This window comes from Flavobacterium sp. (genome assembly GCF_027482425.1).
Taxonomy (GTDB): domain Bacteria; phylum Bacteroidota; class Bacteroidia; order Flavobacteriales; family Flavobacteriaceae; genus Flavobacterium.
Map to the genome: position 1 here is coordinate 52,365 of NZ_JAIXWA010000041.1, position 19,300 is coordinate 71,664.

15 protein-coding genes are annotated in these 19,300 nt (G+C 44.2%); 11 read left to right on the forward strand and 4 right to left on the reverse strand.

Annotation, left to right across the window (positions count from 1 at the left end; all coding sequences use genetic code 11):
• Positions 1-66: 66 nt before the first annotated feature.
• Positions 67-831: a hypothetical protein gene (locus Q0037_RS05315; RefSeq protein WP_297516411.1), complete on the reverse strand. Its 765-nt coding sequence runs from the start codon at positions 829-831 to the stop codon at positions 67-69.
• Positions 832-1,023: 192 nt separating this feature from the next.
• On the opposite strand from Q0037_RS05315, the gene gcvP reads away from it, so the two are divergent.
• Positions 1,024-3,867 (forward strand): aminomethyl-transferring glycine dehydrogenase, encoded by a 2,844-nt coding sequence (gene gcvP / locus Q0037_RS05320; RefSeq protein ID WP_297516412.1) that lies wholly within the window; start codon positions 1,024-1,026, stop codon positions 3,865-3,867.
• A 58-nt stretch (positions 3,868-3,925) separates the two neighbouring features.
• Here the strand turns inward: gcvP and Q0037_RS05325 are convergent, their stop codons facing one another.
• On the reverse strand, positions 3,926-4,465 hold the full coding sequence (locus Q0037_RS05325; protein WP_297516414.1) for a hypothetical protein: 540 nt from the start codon (positions 4,463-4,465) through the stop codon (positions 3,926-3,928).
• Positions 4,466-4,539: 74 nt separating this feature from the next.
• On the opposite strand from Q0037_RS05325, the gene Q0037_RS05330 reads away from it, so the two are divergent.
• Genes Q0037_RS05330 through Q0037_RS05350 form a run of 5 tightly spaced genes read left to right on the forward strand, consistent with a single transcriptional unit; the run spans position 4,540 to position 7,474 of the window.
• Positions 4,540-4,869 carry a helix-turn-helix transcriptional regulator gene (locus tag Q0037_RS05330; RefSeq protein ID WP_297516415.1) on the forward strand — a complete coding sequence of 110 codons (330 nt, stop codon included), beginning with the start codon at positions 4,540-4,542 and terminating at the stop codon, positions 4,867-4,869.
• Between the two features lie 17 nt (positions 4,870-4,886).
• Complete coding sequence (locus tag Q0037_RS05335) at positions 4,887-5,348, forward strand: DUF6428 family protein (RefSeq protein WP_297516417.1); 462 nt, start codon at positions 4,887-4,889, stop codon at positions 5,346-5,348.
• Between the two features lie 11 nt (positions 5,349-5,359).
• Entirely contained in the window at positions 5,360-5,989 is a 630-nt protein-coding gene (locus Q0037_RS05340; protein ID WP_297516418.1) for a protein-tyrosine-phosphatase, read from the forward strand.
• A complete protein-coding gene (gene arsB, locus Q0037_RS05345) occupies positions 5,986-7,050 on the forward strand; it encodes an ACR3 family arsenite efflux transporter (protein ID WP_297516420.1) in 1,065 nt (354 codons plus the stop codon). Before Q0037_RS05340 ends, arsB begins: the two co-directional genes overlap by 4 nt.
• A 40-nt stretch (positions 7,051-7,090) precedes the next feature.
• On the forward strand, positions 7,091-7,474 hold the full coding sequence (locus Q0037_RS05350; RefSeq protein WP_297516422.1) for a group III truncated hemoglobin: 384 nt from the start codon (positions 7,091-7,093) through the stop codon (positions 7,472-7,474).
• A gap of 39 nt (positions 7,475-7,513) precedes the next feature.
• On the opposite strand, the gene Q0037_RS05355 is transcribed toward Q0037_RS05350, so the two are convergent.
• Positions 7,514-10,984, reverse strand: coding sequence for a T9SS type A sorting domain-containing protein (locus Q0037_RS05355; protein WP_297516424.1), 3,471 nt, complete (start codon positions 10,982-10,984; stop codon positions 7,514-7,516).
• Between the two features lie 175 nt (positions 10,985-11,159).
• Here Q0037_RS05355 and Q0037_RS05360 point away from each other — a divergent pair, with 175 nt between their 5' ends.
• The 5 genes from Q0037_RS05360 to Q0037_RS05380 all read left to right on the forward strand — a co-directional run bounded on the left by Q0037_RS05360 (position 11,160) and on the right by Q0037_RS05380 (position 15,490).
• A complete protein-coding gene (locus Q0037_RS05360) occupies positions 11,160-12,218 on the forward strand; it encodes a 3-oxoacyl-ACP synthase III family protein (RefSeq protein ID WP_297516426.1) in 1,059 nt (352 codons plus the stop codon).
• 196 nt (positions 12,219-12,414) lie between these two features.
• Complete coding sequence (locus tag Q0037_RS05365) at positions 12,415-12,942, forward strand: methyltransferase (RefSeq protein ID WP_297516428.1); 528 nt, start codon at positions 12,415-12,417, stop codon at positions 12,940-12,942.
• Between the two features lie 12 nt (positions 12,943-12,954).
• Positions 12,955-13,815, forward strand: coding sequence for a glycosyltransferase family 2 protein (locus Q0037_RS05370; protein ID WP_297516556.1), 861 nt, complete (start codon positions 12,955-12,957; stop codon positions 13,813-13,815).
• Positions 13,816-13,985: 170 nt separating this feature from the next.
• Positions 13,986-14,726, forward strand: coding sequence for an ABC transporter permease (locus Q0037_RS05375; protein WP_297516430.1), 741 nt, complete (start codon positions 13,986-13,988; stop codon positions 14,724-14,726).
• Positions 14,723-15,490, forward strand: coding sequence for an ABC transporter ATP-binding protein (locus Q0037_RS05380; protein ID WP_297516431.1), 768 nt, complete (start codon positions 14,723-14,725; stop codon positions 15,488-15,490). The genes Q0037_RS05375 and Q0037_RS05380 overlap by 4 nt, the downstream gene beginning before the upstream one ends.
• Here the strand turns inward: Q0037_RS05380 and Q0037_RS05385 are convergent.
• On the reverse strand, positions 15,487-19,266 hold the full coding sequence (locus Q0037_RS05385; protein WP_297516432.1) for a gliding motility-associated C-terminal domain-containing protein: 3,780 nt from the start codon (positions 19,264-19,266) through the stop codon (positions 15,487-15,489). The two genes, Q0037_RS05380 and Q0037_RS05385, sit on opposite strands and share 4 nt — an antisense overlap.
• Positions 19,267-19,300: the final 34 nt, after the last annotated feature.

Consider the following 19,300-nt stretch of genomic DNA (forward strand, 5'->3'; position numbering starts at 1 on the left):
ATTATGAATTAAGAGTCGTGAAAGCGGCTCTTTTTGCTTACTATACCCCATCGACAACAAGCATTGTCACCCGCCAATCCCATACACCAATCCCGCCCACACCATCGGGAGCGCTTCTACCCAAAAGGCAGTAAACGTTTTCGATTGGTGGGGTTGGGTTTTGTAAATGGCCCCCAAAGTAAGCAGCGCGATACCCAACGCAGCCCCCTTTTGTGGCATGCCATGACTCCATAAAACTAGACCCACAAATACAAGCACCAAAACATACCCAAACCGCTTGGCCCAAAGAATCCCAAACCGTTGCGGTAGGGTTTTTAATGCCGTAGGATCGCGGGTACTGTCGTAAATCTCAAACGGCAACAGTAAAGCGCTTAATATTACAAAACGAGAAATGCCCTCCAAAACGAATACATTCATAGACTGTTTATAAAAAAGCAAAGGAACCATACATGTAAAATACGTAATAGTTGCGCTAACCCAAAATAGTTTAAGCCACCCAAGCTTTCGAACCCATGGGTAAAGAAATACAAAACAAAAACCTACCACTAATTTTTTTTGAATCGCAAAGGGCATCTCTAAAAAAATCATGAGAAAAAAGAAACTTGCCAAGAGTGTTATTCCTAAAATAAACTGATGTTGGTAAGAAATTGGAATTTGATATCCCCATATTTTCCCATACTTCAATCCATTATATACCACAAGGGTTCCCAAGGCCATAAGTCCAATATAATCATGGATTAAGATTAGACCTTGTTGCATAAAGGTAATTAAGGTTAAACAGCCCACGGCAAGCGAAACATGCAATGAGGCATTCAGGTATAAGGCTATCATCGTATTTTTTAGAACCATATTTCAAAAGTAAAGCATCTTGTTAATAACCACACTTTTGGTTGAAAAATTCTAAAAATATTAGCAACTGTGCGTGACCAAAATACAAGTTTAATAAGTACTTTTGTTAGCGATTTTTTTAGGTTAAAAAAAATCAAGACAACACAACAAAACAGACTAATTTACCCAACTTTAATGAGAACAGATTTATTTGCATCACGTCACATTGGGCCGCGTGAATCCGACTTACAACACATGTACCAAACCATCGGGGTAGCCGATATGGACCAATTGATTTACGAGACGTTACCCGATGAGATTCGATTGAAGCAACCCTTAGCGTTGGAACCCGCGCTTTCCGAACATGAGTATTTGAACCATATTACAGCCTTAGGTAAAAAAAATAAGGTGTTTCAATCGTATATCGGATTGGGATACCACCCCACGGTCATTCCTGCGGTAATTCAACGCAATATCTTTGAAAACCCCGGATGGTATACCGCCTACACCCCCTACCAAGCAGAGATTGCACAGGGGCGTTTGGAGGCTATTTTGAATTTCCAAACCATGGTAATCGAACTTTCGGGAATGGAAATCGCCAATGCCTCATTGCTTGACGAAGGAACAGCCGCTGCCGAAGCCATGGCGCTCTTGTTTGATGTGCGTACCCGCGATCAGAAGAAAAATAATGCGCATAAATTCTTTGTCTCCGAAGACATCCTTCCCCAAACCCTATCGGTTTTACAAACCCGTTCAACCCCTATTGGCATTGAATTGGTGGTAGGAAATCACGAAACCGTAACGCTTACTGCGGAGTACTTTGGCGCTATTTTACAATACCCAGGAAAATACGGTCAAATCAACGACTACAAGGCGTTTATGGCGCAAGCCAAAGCGTTGGACGTTAAAGTTGCCGTAGCAGCCGATATTTTATCGTTGGCCGTACTTACACCTCCCGGAGAATGGGGCGCTGATGTGGTGGTGGGAACTACCCAACGTTTCGGTATTCCTATGGGCTATGGCGGACCCCATGCTGGTTTTTTTGCCACCAAAGAAGAATACAAACGCTCGATGCCCGGCCGTATCATTGGAGTCACCATCGACACCAATGGCAACCGAGCACTGCGTATGGCGTTGCAAACCCGTGAGCAACATATTAAACGTGAAAAAGCAACGTCCAACATTTGTACCGCGCAAGTATTGTTGGCGGTTATGGCAGGAATGTATGCAGTATTTCACGGCCCGAAAGGATTGCAATATATCGCCAATAAAGTACATGCCTCAGCCGTAACGTTGACCGATGCGTTAAATCAACTCGGCGTGTATCAAACCAACACGGCGTATTTTGATACGATTGTAGTAAAAGCCGACGCGGCTAAAGTGCGCCCCGTTGCCGAGCAACACGAAATCAATTTCTATTACATCGACGGGGAAACCATTTCGATTGCGTTAAACGAAACGACCTCGGTAGCGCATTTGAACCAAATCGTCAACGTATTTGCTACAGCCCTCGGAAAATCGCCCGTAACGATTAGCGAACTCAGCACGCAAACGCAAATTCCATCGACATTCGAACGCCAATCCGCGTTTTTACAGCACGAGGTGTTCAACAGCTACCATTCGGAAAGTCAGTTGATGCGCTACATCAAAAAATTAGAACGCAAAGATTTATCCTTAAACCACTCGATGATTTCCTTGGGTTCATGCACCATGAAACTGAATGCGGCAGCTGAAATGCTTCCGTTATCGCAAGCGCAATGGAACAGCATTCACCCTTTTGCCCCCCTCGACCAAGCGGAGGGCTACCAAATCATGTTGAAAAAACTGGAGCATCAATTGAATGTCGTGACCGGTTTTGCAGGCACCACGTTACAACCCAACTCGGGAGCGCAAGGGGAATATGCAGGCTTAATGGCTATTCGCGCCTACCACCTTTCGCGTGGCGATAACCACCGCACCGTTTGTTTGATTCCCTCGTCTGCCCACGGAACCAATCCGGCTTCGGCAGCGATGGCGGGTATGGAAATTATCGTAACCAAAACGACACCAGAAGGAAATATCGACGTGGAAGATTTACGTGCTCGCGCTATCGAACACAAAGATCGTTTGGCCGCCTTGATGGTAACCTATCCTTCTACCCATGGCGTTTTTGAGAGTTCGATTATCGAAATCACCAACCTGATTCACGAAAATGGCGGTTTGGTCTATATGGATGGCGCCAACGTGAATGCCCAAGTGGGACTGACCAATCCAGCGACCATTGGAGCCGATGTGTGCCACTTAAACTTACACAAAACCTTCTCGATTCCGCACGGTGGTGGGGGGCCTGGAGTTGGACCGATCTGTGTGAATGAAAAATTAGTTCCCTTTTTACCGACCAACCCGATTATTCCAACAGGCGGAGCGCAGGCCATTACGGCGATTTCGGCAGCACCTTTTGGATCGGCTTTGGTGTGTTTGATTTCCTACGGCTACATCATGATGATGGGCTCGGAAGGACTGACCGATGCCACAAAATTTGCGATTTTGAATGCCAACTATATGAAGGCCCGTTTGGAAAGCCACTACCCTGTGTTGTATTCGGGTGAATGTGGACGGGCAGCCCACGAGATGATTTTGGATTGTCGTGAGTTCAAACAAAAAGGCATTGAAGTCACCGATATTGCCAAACGCTTGATGGATTATGGGTTCCACGCACCCACGGTTTCCTTCCCGGTAGCGGGTACCTTAATGGTAGAACCTACCGAATCGGAAGATTTGGCCGAATTAGATCGTTTTTGTGATGCCATGATTGCCATTCGCCAAGAAATTGAAGCGGCAAGTTCTGACGAACCCAACAACGTCTTGAAAAATGCGCCGCATACCTTGGCCATGTTGACCGCCAACGATTGGAACTTCCCCTATTCGCGTGAAGCAGCGGCATTCCCCTTGGAGTATTTGCACGACAACAAATTCTGGCCTAGCGTGCGCCGTGTAGACGACGCCTACGGCGACCGTAATTTGGTGTGTTCGTGTGCGCCGATTGAAGCGTATATGTAAGATTAGTCTTTAGACTTTAGACTTTAGAACAAAGAACCGCTTTTAACGAGCGGTTTTTTTATGGTTTTAATCGTAATTGCAAGGCATCAAAATAGGTTTTTATTTCCTGCTGGGCCGTATTATCGATTCTATTCTTATCAATCACCACAGTCGTGTGTTTTGCTTTGATGGTATAATCGCCGGCAAAGTAGGTCAGCGATTGGATGTCCTCGTGGGGGATGATTTTGTTTTTGAAAAATCCGTTGTACGTAATGGTGTCCGGGTGAAGTTCTAGCCACACCCTATTTTTAATATAAAAATACTGTGCAATATACAGCACCCCTATACCCGACAAACCCGCTAGAAAGGGACTGCCGTCTGAAAAAAAAGTATACGTCCCAAGCGCTACATACCCGACTCCGAGAAATAAGTTGCGCTGCAGATGGCTTTGATTGTAAAGAATGTTCATCCCGTAAAGATACAACTTCACCCCAAAAAATAAACCCGTTGAAGTGCTTTCCTCGGGGTGTAAAACCCACACTGCCGCGTCACGCATTGCAGGATTGAAGCCGTAATTTCGGAGCCAAACGTTCTTTGGAACGGGGTTCCTTTTTTTCATTTTTTAAAAAAAGAATAAAAAATATGGGTTGCGGCTTTATTTATCGTAATATTGCAATATAATTAAATACAAAAATGGGTGTAACCAAAACAGAGCATTTTACAGCAGCACAAAATACAATAGCAGTACAACTAAAAGCCTTAGCACATCCGGCTCGTATAGCCATCATGGAGTATTTATGTGAAGTCAATTCATGCATTTGTGGGGATATTGTCAACGCGTTACCGCTGGCACAACCTACCATTTCACAACACCTGAAAGAACTAAAAAATGCAGGGTTAATCAAAGGAACTATTGAAGGAACCGCCATTTGCTATTGTATTGATGAAAAAGGAATCGCGCAACTGCAATCGTACTTCAATCAATTTGCAGCCCGTCTTCAAGACAAAAATCAATGTTGTTAACCCAAAAATCATAAACAATGAAACTCTCTACCTTCATGAGTCATTTGGAAGGACGCTCCGAAATTCAATTCCAATTGCCCAACGGACAAAAGGTTCCCGCACATTTCCACATTACGGAGGCCGGACATACTACCAAGCGTTTTATCGATTGTGGAGGGACTTTTCGAACTACTAAAAACCTCACATTACAAGTTTGGGTCGCCAACGATACCGAACATCGTTTAACGCCAGAAAAGTTGATCCACATTTTAAAAATGGCCGAACCCTTGTATCAAGAGGACGATTTGGAGATTGAAGTTGAATACCAAGACACCACCATCTGTCGGTATGGTTTGTCTTTCGAAAAGGGTGTTTTTCGCTTCGAACCCAAATTCACCGATTGTTTAGCCAAAGATCATTGCGGCATTCCAGAGGCGCAAATGCCTCAAAAAAATACAACTACCACAGCGACCTGTACCCCTGGGGGCGGTTGTTGTTAATTTTCTGACGTATGAAAAACGAACTTTTTCCTGCACTCCGCCACTATCTCGAGGCAAGTAATTTTGAGAATATTACCCCTGAACGGTTGTCGTTACTTGAACCCGTAATCGCTTTTGGGCGCGAGGCATTGGCAGCGGAGCGATCGCTTGTATTGAATTGCATTTGTACCCACAATTCGCGACGCAGTCACCTCACGCAAGTGTGGGCACAAGCCGCTGCCGATTATTGTGGCATTCCGCTCACTGCTTATTCGGGCGGCACGGAGGCAACAGCCCTTTACCCCGCGATTCTCGAAACGCTTCATGCCGCAGGGATACAGTATCAAACCTTAGCCACAGGTGAGAATCCGATTTACGCCCTTCGTACGGGGCCAAACACCCCGCCTATCCTTGGATTTTCAAAAATCTACGAACACCCGTTCAACCCCCAATCGGACTTTATCGCGTTAATGACCTGTTCAAGTGCCGATGAAGGCTGCCCTATAGTTCTTGGCGCGAAGGCCCGTTTTCCACTGCGCTATAGCGATCCAAAAATCGCCGACGGAACGCCTGAACAAGCAGCCGTATATGCCGAGCGGTGCCGACAAATTGCGACAGAAATGATGTATGTGATGATTCAAATTCAAACACAAATCTTATGAGTGCCCAAGATTGTTCTCCAGTAGTTAACCGAAAACGGCTGTCCTTTTTAGACCGTTACCTCACCCTTTGGATCTTTTTAGCTATGGCGCTAGGAGTAGGTTTGGGTCATTTTTTCCCCTCGGTGAGTGAGGATATTCAAAACCTATCCCATGGCACAACCAATATTCCGTTGGCTATCGGCTTGATTCTTATGATGTATCCGCCCCTTGCCAAAGTGAATTACAGTAAAATGAAACCCGTTTTTAAAAACACCAAAGTACTTACGGCTTCCTTATTTCTGAATTGGATCGTGGGACCTATCCTAATGTTTGCGTTAGCCTTGTTGTTATTGCCCGATTATCCCGAATACCGCAATGGATTAATTTTAATCGGCTTGGCCCGATGTATTGCTATGGTGGTGGTTTGGAATGATTTGGCCGAGGGTGACCGCGAGTACGGCGCCGGTCTCATTGCCTTAAACAGTATCTTTCAGGTACTTTTTTACAGCGTTTATGCATATCTATTTTTGGGCGTTTTACCTCCTTATTTTGGATTACCGGGAATTGAAGTCGATTTATCAATGGGTGTCATCGCCGAAAGTGTCGGTATTTATTTGGGAATTCCTTTTCTGTTAGGCATAACCTCCCGCTACCTTCTAATCCATCTCAAAGGAGAAACGTGGTTCCAAGAACGATTTGTTCCGTTTATATCCCCTTTTACCTTGGTGGCGTTGTTGGCTACGATTGTATTGATGTTTAGTTTAAAAGGGCAACTTATTCTTGAAATCCCATGGGATGTGGTGCGAATTGCCATTCCTTTGGTACTCTATTTCGCGATGATGTTTGTGCTTAGTTTTATCTTGGGCCGTTACTTTGGTGCCAACTATGCCCAATCAACCGCGGTAGCTTTTACGGCAACAGGCAACAATTTTGAGTTGGCCATTGCTGTGGCCATCGGTGTATTTGGGTTACACAGCGGGGAAGCTTTTGCGGGTGTCATCGGACCTTTGGTTGAAGTTCCCGCGCTGATCGCCTTGGTTCAACTCGCCTTTTGGTTTCGAAAAAAAGGAGGAACTCCATAAGGAGCGGGTTCACTATATTTGTAGCTATAAATAAATTTTCGTGACCGACTTACAAACCCAAGACGATATTTATGTTATCGTTGCTGCATTTTATAAAAAATTATTTGCCGACGCGCGAATCAGTTACATTTTCACCGATGTGATTCCCGTACATGAAAAACTGGAAGAACATTTACAAATCCTGGTACGCTTCTGGTCGCAGGCTTTGCTTGGCACGGGGGGTTACGTCAATAATCTCACCCAAATCCACATGGAGGTCGACACCCTTTCGGCCTTAACCAAGGAGCATTTTGATATTTGGCTGGAACATTTTGAAGCCGCTATTAATGAAAAATTTGAAGGGTTTAATTGTGAGCGCATGAAAAACATGGCCCACAATTTATCGACGATCATGCAAATCAAAATCAAACAAAAAAGAGGATAGCTTTCACTACCCTCTTTTTTTATGTCGAACCGTTACGGTTTACTTTTTCACAAAAGGACGCACCACCGATTGCGTAGTATTACTTAACCGAATCCAATAGGTTCCTTGGGGTAAGTCGGCCACATCCAACGCAGCCCCTGTTAACGTACCTTGTCGTACCGTTTGCCCTAATGCATTGACAATTGTATACGCACTAAAATCGACAGGCGCTGTCCAGGTCAACTCCGTTTGCACTGGATTGGGGAACAAACGCAAATCAGCAAGGGCTATTTCACCAACAGTCAAAGCATTATTATAGACACAAACGACAAAGTTAGCCGCCGTGGTCAGTGCTGCATTTACATTAAACACCCGAATCAAATAGGTAGCTCCCACCGTCAAATTATTCAAATTCACAATTTCGGTAGCACTGGTTCCCGCTTGACTCATGCAATTAATCACGCTACCCGAACATGAGGTTTCATATACTTGAAAGCCGTGATTGACGCCTGTACCTCCCGAGATTTGAACCGTCATGGACGATAAGGGGGCCACAAACGAATACCACACATCTTGAGAAGCGGTAGCCGCACAAGTAGGCGCTGGGGCTTCAATCGTCGCTCCCGCTAAGGATACCACGGGACCGTTACAGGCATTAGAAGGCGTGATTGGCGTTGCATTGGCACACGCATCGTTGGAGGGTTGTGGGAAACCTTGTACACAAATGGTAAATGTACTGGTGATTACCCCGTTGGTTGCCGACGCCACCCGAACAAAGTATACGTTACCCGGCACAAAATTGTTGTTCAAATACACTTCAGAAGCGCCATTCCCAACAGTATTGATACACGCGATGGCCGTTCCCGTACAACTTCCATCAAAAACTTCCAGGACGACATTAAAGTTATTACCCGGGTTTACCGTAATACTGGTGGTTGCATGAGTAGCGGTAAATTGATACCATACATCTTGTATAGAAGCCGTTACACAACTCGGTATAGCGCCAGTAGCTGTAGCCCCGTTAAACGTTCCCGTGGTTAATGCGCAGCTCGTACTTGAAGTAAGCACTTGAGCATTGGCACAGGCATCGTTGGCAGGTTGCGGGTAATTTTGAACACAAATGACAAAGCCCAAGGTAGACAAGGTCGCTGTAGTGTTCAGTACGCGGACGTAGTAGGTGGTTCCGACGACAAAATTGGTATCGACATAAAACTCGGAAACACTCGATCCCGTTTGATTTTGACACGCTACTAATGTGCCTGTACACGAATTGGAGTAGATTTCAAACGCCACATTCAAGTTCGTACTGGGTCCGACCGACACACTCATTGTAGGCGCCGTTGCGGTAAACTGGAACCACAAGTCTTGCCCTGCATTGGGGGCACAAGTTGACACTCCTCCGTTTAAGGTACTGCCTGCAAAAGTAGCGGAGGTAGCTACACAGGTTTCGGCGGGAGTTAACACCAAAGCATTGGCACAGGTATTATTTGCTGGCGTTGGATAATTTTGAATACAAATGGTAAATCCAGCGGTATTGATTTGCGCCGTAGCCGAAAGCACCCGTACGTAATACTCGCTGCCCACCTCAAACGTACTGTTTAAAAAATCTTCGGTTGCTCCGGAGCCGCCGTTGTTAAAACACCCCAAAAGCGTTCCCGTACAACTTCCGCTGTAGACTTCAAAAGCGACATTCAAATTGTTTAAAGGCGTTACTGTAATGCCCATCGTTGGATCGGTAGCCGTAAATTGGTACCACACATCATGCGGACTCGTGGGAACACACGCTGCAGCAGGTCCGCTAAACAAGGCACCACTCATCGTTCCCGTTGTTGGATTGCAAAGGTTTGCAGGGGTCAATACTTGGGCGTTCGCACAGGCATCGTTGGCAGGTTGCGGATAATTTTGAACACAGATGACAAAATTAAGTGTAGATAGGGCCGCACTAACATTGAATACCCGTACAAAATAGGTGGTCCCTACTACAAAATTGGAATTCACAAAAAACTCTGAAACCCCAGTACTCGTTTGACTCACACAGGCGATGGATGTCCCTGTGCACGACCCTGCGAAAATTTCGAATCCTACATTTAAACTACTATTGGGTCCTACCGATACACTCATGGTTGGATCGGTGGCCGTAAATTGGTACCACACATCCTGCGAAGCGGTGTTGGCACAGGCTGGAGCCGCAGTAGAAATGGTTGCCCCGTTGAATGCCCCTGAAGTGGCGTTACAGGTTGGAGACGGCGTCAAAGTAATCGCATTGGCACACAAATCGTTGGGTTGTGTGGGAATGTTTTGCACACAGATGGTAAAACCGCCCGTGACCAAAGAGGCACTCGAATGCAACACCCGAATGTAATACGTCGTACCGACTACAAAATTACTCGCCAACAACGTTTCTGTCGAGCCTGCACCGAATTGACCGATACAGGAAAATACGCTACCTGAACAACTGCCTGAATACACTTCAAACGCTACATTCAGATTATTTAGCGGCACCACAGTAATGCGGTTGCTGCTGTCGGTTGCTGTAAAGCTGTACCACACATCTTGAATAGACGCTGAGGCACAGGTTGGTGCCGCTGTTGTGCGACTCGAACCGCTGAACGTTCCCGAAATGGCATTACAGGTTAAAGTTGGCGTTAACGTTACCGCATTGATACATTCGTCGTTGGCGGGTGTGGGATAATTTTGAACACAAATGGTAAACGAGTTCGTGGCCAAACCTGAGCTCGCATTCAACACGCGCACAAAATAGGTATTCCCCACAACAAAATTGTTATTGAAATAAAATTCAGTCGAACCTACTCCTAACTGACTGATACAAGCCACTGAGGTTCCTGTGCAACTCCCATCCAAAACATCGAAAGCGACGTTGACATTACCGTTGGGCACTACCGTAACACTCATCGTCGGGTCGGTTGCCACAAAGCGGTACCATACATCTTGAGAGGCGGTATTGGCACAAGTTGGCGCCGTTGTCGTGCGACTCGAACCGCTAAACGTTCCCGAAATGGCATTACAGGTTAAAGTTGGCGTTAACGTTACCGCATTGATACATTCGTCGTTGGCGGGGGGAGCAAACTGTTGCACACAAACAGTAAATCCAGCGGTGGATGTTCCACTACTTGCATTCATCACGCGTATGAAATAGGTAGTGCCTGGGGTGAATATATTTCCAAAATAAGATTCAGTTGAACCGCCCCCAAACTGTCCAATACACACTACAGAAGTTCCCGTGCAACTGCTTTCCAAAACTTCAAAAGCGACATTGAGTCCCCCAGCAGGAACCACCGTAATACTCATGGTAGCTTGCGTTGCGGTAAAGCGGTACCATACATCTTGCGAAGCAGTCAAGGCACAGGTGGGTTGGGGTGTGGTGCGCGTGGCACCGTTAAACGAACCCGAAACGGCATTACAGGTATTGGCAGGCGTAAGTTCAATCGCGTTGGCACATTCATCGTTTTGTGACCAACCGCTTACGATTCCCATGAAGAGGACAAAAAATAAGCGTAAAGTTCTTTCCATTTTTTCAATTTTTGACAAAAATAATGCAACTCAAACAGATTTAATCGCTTGGTTTTAGGTAAAATGTTAATAGGGGGTATAAAAATTTTTAATTTAATAATTTTATAAAGAAAGGATAACATCTTTAGTTAGAACTCCGATTCATTTCGTATTTTCGAGTGCTAAAAAAAAGAAAATGTCGATAAAAATCACTGGATCGGGGAGTTACATACCCACAGAAGTGGTAACCAACTTGGACTTCGCCCGCCACCAATTTCTCAACGAAGACGGAACACCTTTTCCTTACTCCAATGAGGTCGTTGCTGAGAAATTTTTGGAAATAACGGGAATTAAAGAACGACGCTATGTTTCTGATGATTTATTGACATCCGATATTGCTACTGTAGCTGCACAACGTGCCATAGCCGATGTAGGTATCGATCCTGAAACGCTGGATTACATCATCTTTGCACACAATTTTGGCAACGTCAAAAAAGGCGCCATTCAATCTGATATTCTTCCTAGTTTGGCGACGCGAGTGAAATATGATTTAAAAATCAAAAATCCGAAATGTGTGGCCTATGATATTCTCTTTGGTTGCCCCGGTTGGATAGAAGGAGTCATTCAAGCCTATGCGTTTATCCGAGCGGGTATGGCTAAAAAATGTTTAGTGATTGGAGCGGAAACCTTATCCCGTGTAGTCGATATCCACGATCGGGATTCGATGATTTATTCCGATGGTGCGGGGGCTACTATTATTGAAGAAACCCAGGCGCCTGGGGGAATCCTAGCGTATGAAACCGCTACGTTTGCGCATGACGAAGCATATTATTTGTATTTCGGCAATTCGTTCAACAAAAACCACGACCCCGATGTGCGTTATATTAAAATGTATGGTCGTAAGATTTATGAATTTGCCCTAAGCAATGTTCCCAAAGCAATGGCCGCTTGTTTGGAAAAAAGTGGCTTAGATATCAGTAAAGTAAAAAAGATATTGATTCATCAAGCCAATGAAAAAATGGATGAAGCGATTATACATCGGTTTTTTAAACTTTACCAACAATCACCCCCTGAAGGTGTCATGCCGATGAGCATTCATAAATTGGGTAATAGTAGTGTGGCTACCGTTCCTACACTCTATGATTTATTGATTAAAGGACAGATTGAAAATCAGGAATTACATCCTGGCGATGTGGTGATTTTTGCGTCTGTAGGTGCAGGGATGAACATCAATGCGATTATTTATCAATTGTAACCCAACACTTCTGGTAGTCATCTGACTTAGGTCCAACACAAATAGTAATTATTGTAAATGCGACTTCTATAATTTCACGAATCACTTGTTTTGAATTCGTAAATGGGAAGTTTTACTGTGAATTTGCAAAAGCGATTCCTAAGAAATTTATTTATAATTTTGTCCCGCTTCGTCCTAATGCGTGAAGCCTTTTGGTATGTACGAGAAAACCTATCCCTCCAAACGATTCCGGATTACGTTGGAATTTTTAAAAAAACACATTGCTATTACGGAAACCGTTTTTGATTTAGGCGTCCCGAATCCATTTTCCAAAATCATGGAGGACAATGGCTATACGGTTCTAAATACATCAGGGGAAGATATCGATTTGGATCAAACGGCCTTGCAACAAGTCAATTACTCAGTGTTTACTGCATTTGAAATCTTTGAACATTTACTCAATCCCTTTACGGTGCTACAACAGGTGAATGCCGATAAAGTTCTCATTTCAATTCCGCTGCGACTATGGTTTTCGTCCGCCTACCGAAGCAAAACCGACGCTTGGGACCGGCATTACCATGAATTTGAAGATTGGCAATTGGACTGGTTGCTGGAAAAAGCAGGATTCACCATTGTCGATCGCGTAAAATTTACCCATCCCGTAAAAAAAATTGGTATTCGTCCGTTCTTCCGTTGGTTTACGCCACGGTATTATTTGGTTTACGCCGAACGAAAAACGTCTTAATCTCTAGTTATGTTGCGATTCGCAATCATTATTCCCACCTACAATGAAGAAGCGTTTATCGAACAAACGTTGACTTCTTTGGTCGCTCAAACGCAAATGCCCGAGCAAATTATCGTGGTCAATGACGGCTCCACTGACACCACTGCCGCTATAGTTGAATCGTTTGCTGTCCGTTATCCTCAAATTCAATTGGTCCATAAATCTTCAGAGGCCATTCACCTTCCCGGCAGCAAGGTTATTCAAGCGTTTCAGGTGGGTGAAAAAGCACTGAGCCTTCCGTATGATGTGATCGCTAAATTTGATGCTGATTTAATTTTTCCTCCCGATTACATCGCCACACTGAATGCTCATTTTGAAGCCGATTCCAGTGTGGGAATGGTGGGCGGATTTTGTTATATCGAAAAAAAGGGGACATGGGTTCTCGAAAACTTAACCGATAAAGACCACATCCGTGGTGCCCTGAAAGCCTACCGCAAAGAAGCGTTTGAAGCGATAGGGGGGTTACGTCCACAAATGGGCTGGGATACTGTTGACGAATTGTTGTGTCACTTTCACGGTTGGAAAATCGTCACCGACAAACGTTTACACGTTAAACATTTAAAACCTACCGGAGCTAGCTACAACCAAGTTGCACGCTTCAAACAAGGGGAAGCCTTTTACACCTTAGGTTATGGATTTTGGATTACCGCCATTGCAGCTTTAAAACTCGCCCAACGCAAACAAAAACCTTTCCTGTTTTGGGATTATCTACGGGGCTATTGGAAAGCCCAAAAAGCGCAAAAGCCGTTGTTAGTTTCTCCCGAACAAGCACGCTTTATTCGAGAGTACCGTTGGCAAAAAATGCGGTCAAAACTGCAAGGCTTTTGGCGTTGAAAAATCATAGTTGCTTTGTATTTAATGTTGTATTCAAATCGATAGCATAGCGACAAAATGGTTGTCTCTTTTGGCCTATTTTTCTACCAAGGATACCAAAATCCAGCACCCGCTGTATCTTGGTCTTTCAAAAAATAAACGTACTTTTGTGCCAATCAAAACCCAAACGGATGCTCCGCTATCTCACACAAATTGGACAATATTTCTTGATGATCAAGGAAGTATTTTCAAAGCCCACCAAATGGTCGGTGATGCGCGGTTTGCTGTTTAAAGAAATTGATGATTTGATTATCGATTCGTTGGGTATTGTTTGTTTTATTTCCTTTTTTGTGGGCGGTGTTGTTTCCATACAAACGGCGTTGAACTTAACCAATCCGTTGATTCCAAAATTTCTCATTGGATTTGCAACGCGTCAATCGGTGATTCTCGAATTTGCACCTACTTTTATTTCCATCATTATGGCCGGTAAAATGGGCTCATTCATCACCTCGAGCATCGGTACTATGCGGGTTACCGAACAGATTGATGCGTTAGAAGTAATGGGTGTTAATTCGCTCAACTATTTGGTTTTCCCAAAAATTGTGGCACTACTACTCTACCCTTTTGTCATCGGAATCGCAATGTTTTTAGGGGTTTTAGGCGGCTGGATGGGTGGTGTTTACGGTGGATTTACGAGTAGCGCACAATTTATTCAAGGGATACAAACCGAGTTTATTCCGTTTCACATTACCTATGCCTTTATCAAAACCTTTGTGTTTGCCTTATTATTGGCCACCATTCCTTCATTTCATGGATATTACATGAAAGGAGGCGCCCTTGAAGTAGGAAAAGCAAGTACGGTTTCCTTTGTGTGGACCTCCGTCGTTATAATTTTGACCAACTATATCCTAACCCAATTACTTTTGGCATGATTGAAGTTAAAGACATCGAGAAATCGTTTGGGAATGCCAAAGTGTTAAAAGGGATTACCACGACATTTGAAACGGGTAAAACGAATTTGATTATTGGGCAAAGTGGCTCGGGCAAAACGGTGTTATTGAAGTCCTTATTGGGCATTCATCAACCCGATCAGGGTACTATTTCTTTTGATGGACGGATTCTTTCCCACATGGATGCCGATGAACGTCGGGCGCTACGAACCGAAATTGGGATGGTTTTTCAAGGGAGCGCGTTATTTGACAGCATGACCGTTGAAGAAAATGTGGCTTTTCCGCTGAAAATGTTTACCAATAAAACGCCTGCTGAAATTAAAGAACGGGTTGATTTTGTAATCGACCGGGTGAATTTAGTCAACGCTCATCATAAAAAACCTTCGGAGTTATCAGGGGGAATGCAAAAGCGAGTAGCAATCGCTCGTGCTATTGTGAATAATCCACGGTATTTGTTTTGTGACGAACCCAATTCGGGACTTGATCCGAAGACCTCTATTGTAATTGACAATTTGATTCTTGAAATTACGGTCGAATACAATATCACCACAGTTGTGAATACCCACGACATGAATTCGGTAATGGAAATTGGAGAAAAAATTGTCTTCCTTAAAGAAGGGATTTTAGCTTGGGAAGGCTCTAAAAATGAGATATTTAAAACCGACAACGAGGCGGTAACCGATTTTGTCTACTCTTCCAATTTGTTTAAAAAAATTCGTAAAGCACAAAACCGCGACGACAGTTAACGACCCGAGGTAAGCCATACCCAACCTTGTTTTTCATTCCCATTACGTAAAAACACCAAATAGAAATACACCCCATCCGGAAGGAGTCCACCGCTTTCATTTTGCCCACGCCAACTGTTGGTGTAATTCCGCTCTGCATACACGCGTCGTCCCCAACGGTTATACACCTCAAAACGATCGACATCCCATCCTGTTAGATTAAAACTGTCGTTATTTCCATCATCGTTGGGCGTAAGCACATTGGGAAATGCACAAAACGTATTAAGTATTTCAAGGGAAACGGAAGTGGTACAAATGCCATTTAACGTCACCACTGCCGTATACGTTCCCGCAGCTTGTCCTGTTAAGTCAACCGTTGCCGTAGTCGCTTGAAATCCGCCAGGCCCTGCCCAAGCTAAAGAAGCGTTATCCAAATTGGATGGTGTTTGCGGAAGGACTTCCAGGTGTACCGCCCCATTCACACAAGTAGACACTATCGTAAATTCAGGCAAAGGCGTAACCGCAACGGTTGTCGAGGCTGTTGCAACACAAGTATTGCGTTGTACCGTCAATTCGTAAGTTCCTGCAGCTTCGAGAGTTGCAGTAAAAGGGGGCGGAGAAGCGCTTGTGGATGTAAATCCGTTGGGGCCAACCCAAAGGTAAGAAGCCCCAGGAATAGTGGGTGCTGAGAGTTCCAACTGACTTCCTGCACACAAGGCGAGGTCGGCCGTAATATTGAACTCTGGTAGGGGTTCGAAGAATTGTACAACCACCGTTGCCGTATCAAACGTATTACACAATCCGTCTACCCGGTATTCAAAAGTATACGAGCCAAAAGGCAAGCCTTGTGTGGACCAAACCGATCCATTGAGTCCACCACTACCTGTAACATCGGTCCAAATCCCAAACGGCTGATAACTTCCTGACAACACGGCAAATAAATCTAGTGTTACTGTGGGCGAACACAATGTAACTACGCCATCATCTCCTGCAAAAGGGAGTGTAGTAGGCGGAATTACATATTGCAACACTTGATCGGGACACCCTGTTCCCGCAAAAGCATAGGTGATTCGCACAAAATATGTTCCCGCATGTAACGCATTAAAAAAGGGATTAAACTGAAGTACCGCACTGGTGCTTAAAATTTGATTCGGATTATTGGCATTCCACCATTGGTATGTAAAAAGTGTATTATCATCGACCGCTAGTTGCCCAAATTGCCCTTCGCACAGATTATTGGCGGTAATGGCTGGCGGATTTAACGACCCTAAATTGACCAATCGATTCACAATATTCCCGCATTCGTCTTGTACTCTAAAGTTATATACCCCGGGCTGTAACCCTGTAAAAATATTGGACGTCCCATTGACTAAAGTAAACGGCTGTCCGTTTAAAGACGTAATCGAATAATAAAGGGGGGCAGCTCCTTGCGCAACAATGACCACACGCGGCGTATCGGCACAAGGAACGTTGTAAGCATTGATAATTCTTAAATCGCCTAAAAAAGTGGCTTCCTCCAAAGTTGTTTCACAGGTAATCAAATTGGAGCCTCCATTGTTAAAATAATAAAACACCTGAACGACACGAAATTGCCCTGTGAAACCAAAATTGTAATTCATCCCCTGATATAATGGAATTCCATTCAACGGATTAGGAATAGCACCATTTACTTGAGGAACCCCCGTCCCGGGATGGGTCCATTGATTCAATGTTGGATTCCATTTTTGCAAATAAAAGACGTGATTGGATAAATTATTATCGGTAAAAAACAAGCGTACATCAAAAGATCCGCAACGGGGTATAAATGAAATATCACGTTGTACAATCTGATACCCTACTACATTATATTCTTCAGTAAGTTGAATACCGCATACATCTACAGTAACAATCGTATACGTTCCCGCAGGCAAACCATTTAAATATAGACGGCCATTGGCAATTTGGGCAGTTACATTAAACGGTAAAGCATGAGGAAAACTTAAGGGAGCTGAGATTATTTGAGCCGTCACCAAATCGCCATTTAAAGAGCGTAACGAAATGGAACCCATCCCGAAACCACAACCCGTTAATTCTTGTTTTATCAAAGGCAAGCTATTTAAAACGGGGACAATCGAAGTAGTTCGCACATAAATTCGACCACACACATCAGTAATGGTGAAAGTGTAAGTTCCAACTGGTAAATTTGGAACTGAAGCATACACGCCATTAGCCACTATAAAACTAGTGCAATCATAAGGTAATGCCCCTGGGAAGTTAGCCGGTGCACTTGTCATAATTATGGATTGAAACTGAGAAAAACGAATACTGATTCCTATTGAACCCAAATTACCCTCGCAACCGTTGGGATTTACGGGAACTAATTGAACTTCCACTGGAGGTGCACTCACCGTTACTGTAATTTGAGACGTTATGCCACAACTATCGACCACCGTAATTTCATATTCCCCAGCAGGCAATACATCCTCAAAAACTCCACCGACAATGACGCCTGAGGCATCCAAAGGAAGCTGCTGTGCATATTCAGGGGGAGCCTCTGTAAAGATAACCGACACTACCGGATCACCACTAATAGGCATGGTCAACACCCAAGAACACAACGAAGGCTGATACTCTAAATTATAATTCATAGGAGGGTCGCTCACCATAAAAGTATACGTTAACGTTCGGTTACAGCTGTCCGTTAATACAACAGTATAGTTGCCATTTGGAATAGGAGTCGTGGGTGTAGCGGCAAATGAAACCGTTGTATCGTTATAGGGCCCAGGGTACATGGAACTCAATTGAGCCGGATTAAATCCTGGGGGAGCTTGTGTAAAATTTAAGGTATACGGTGGAAGAAATAAACAGGGATTAACCTGTAACACGCGGAAACAATTATCCTTAAAACTGGACACAGAAACCGTAGGTTGTGAAATATAATTGATAGGGCCAAACGAACGTATATTGCCACAGGCATCGGTGATTACTACCGAATAGGTACTATTGTTTGTATTGAACAAGGGCATTTGTACTGGAACAGCAACAAAAAATGGATCCCCTGAAGGTACGGTTTGTGTCCAGAATATCGAACCTTGATTGGATGCCTGAGCGGTAAATTCCAACGTCAAAGGATAGCGTAATGAGAGGGTGGTATCATCGCTAAAAAGGGAGAGCGTTGCAGCCCCCGTAGTGCAGGAACTTAATACACAATCCAGCACCAAACTCCCTACCGCTACATTGGGGGGATTCTCATAAAAAACCGTATACGATTGCACGATAGCATCATTACAATTATCATTCACCCGAAACAAATAGGTTCCCGGCGGCAAATTAAAAAACTGATTGGAAGACTGCGGAGGATAGGTCACCGGACCTGAAATAATCTCATACGAAACGGGTTGCCCGACCGTAACATCTATTGTCACATCGGCATTGAAACAGTTCACTTGTTGTCCAGAAATTTGATACGACAAAATGGTGCGTTCGTCGATAAGTGTGACCGTGGTTTGCTGACTGTTACTGGCATTCCCCAAGGTTTGCAAAGCCACTACTTGATAGGTTCCGGCCGTAAGTCCCGTGACGGAGAGTTGTGTCGTAGTAACTACAGGCTGAGTAGTATTGGGCAAGGCATATACTGAAAAAGTTACGGTTGCATTGGGCGTCGTATTGGCCAATTCAAATTGTAAGGTACCATTCCCAGTACACGTTTCATTCTGAATGTTAACTAATAGTGAAAAATCTGTCAACTGCGCAAAAGACATGCTTGAAGCAAGCAATAAAAAGAAAAGGCTTATATGTAAATAGTTTGGGGATCGCATAGGTAGCTTTTTTTAACACGACATAAAATAATTG

Excerpts from the sequence above, each read along its gene's own strand:
- Q0037_RS05315 (WP_297516411.1), bottom strand. The coding sequence starts at position 831 with ATGATAGCCTTATACCTGAATGCCTCATTGCATGTTTCGCTTGCCGTG.
- gcvP (WP_297516412.1), top strand. The coding sequence starts at position 1,024 with ATGAGAACAGATTTATTTGCATCACGTCACATTGGGCCGCGTGAATCC.
- Q0037_RS05325 (WP_297516414.1), bottom strand. The coding sequence starts at position 4,465 with ATGAAAAAAAGGAACCCCGTTCCAAAGAACGTTTGGCTCCGAAATTAC.
- Q0037_RS05330 (WP_297516415.1), top strand. The coding sequence starts at position 4,540 with ATGGGTGTAACCAAAACAGAGCATTTTACAGCAGCACAAAATACAATA.
- Q0037_RS05335 (WP_297516417.1), top strand. The coding sequence starts at position 4,887 with ATGAAACTCTCTACCTTCATGAGTCATTTGGAAGGACGCTCCGAAATT.
- Q0037_RS05340 (WP_297516418.1), top strand. The coding sequence starts at position 5,360 with ATGAAAAACGAACTTTTTCCTGCACTCCGCCACTATCTCGAGGCAAGT.
- arsB (WP_297516420.1), top strand. The coding sequence starts at position 5,986 with ATGAGTGCCCAAGATTGTTCTCCAGTAGTTAACCGAAAACGGCTGTCC.
- Q0037_RS05355 (WP_297516424.1), bottom strand. The coding sequence starts at position 10,984 with ATGGAAAGAACTTTACGCTTATTTTTTGTCCTCTTCATGGGAATCGTA.
- Q0037_RS05360 (WP_297516426.1), top strand. The coding sequence starts at position 11,160 with ATGTCGATAAAAATCACTGGATCGGGGAGTTACATACCCACAGAAGTG.
- Q0037_RS05365 (WP_297516428.1), top strand. The coding sequence starts at position 12,415 with ATGTACGAGAAAACCTATCCCTCCAAACGATTCCGGATTACGTTGGAA.
- Q0037_RS05375 (WP_297516430.1), top strand. The coding sequence starts at position 13,986 with ATGCTCCGCTATCTCACACAAATTGGACAATATTTCTTGATGATCAAG.
- Q0037_RS05380 (WP_297516431.1), top strand. The coding sequence starts at position 14,723 with ATGATTGAAGTTAAAGACATCGAGAAATCGTTTGGGAATGCCAAAGTG.
- Q0037_RS05385 (WP_297516432.1), bottom strand. The coding sequence starts at position 19,266 with ATGCGATCCCCAAACTATTTACATATAAGCCTTTTCTTTTTATTGCTT.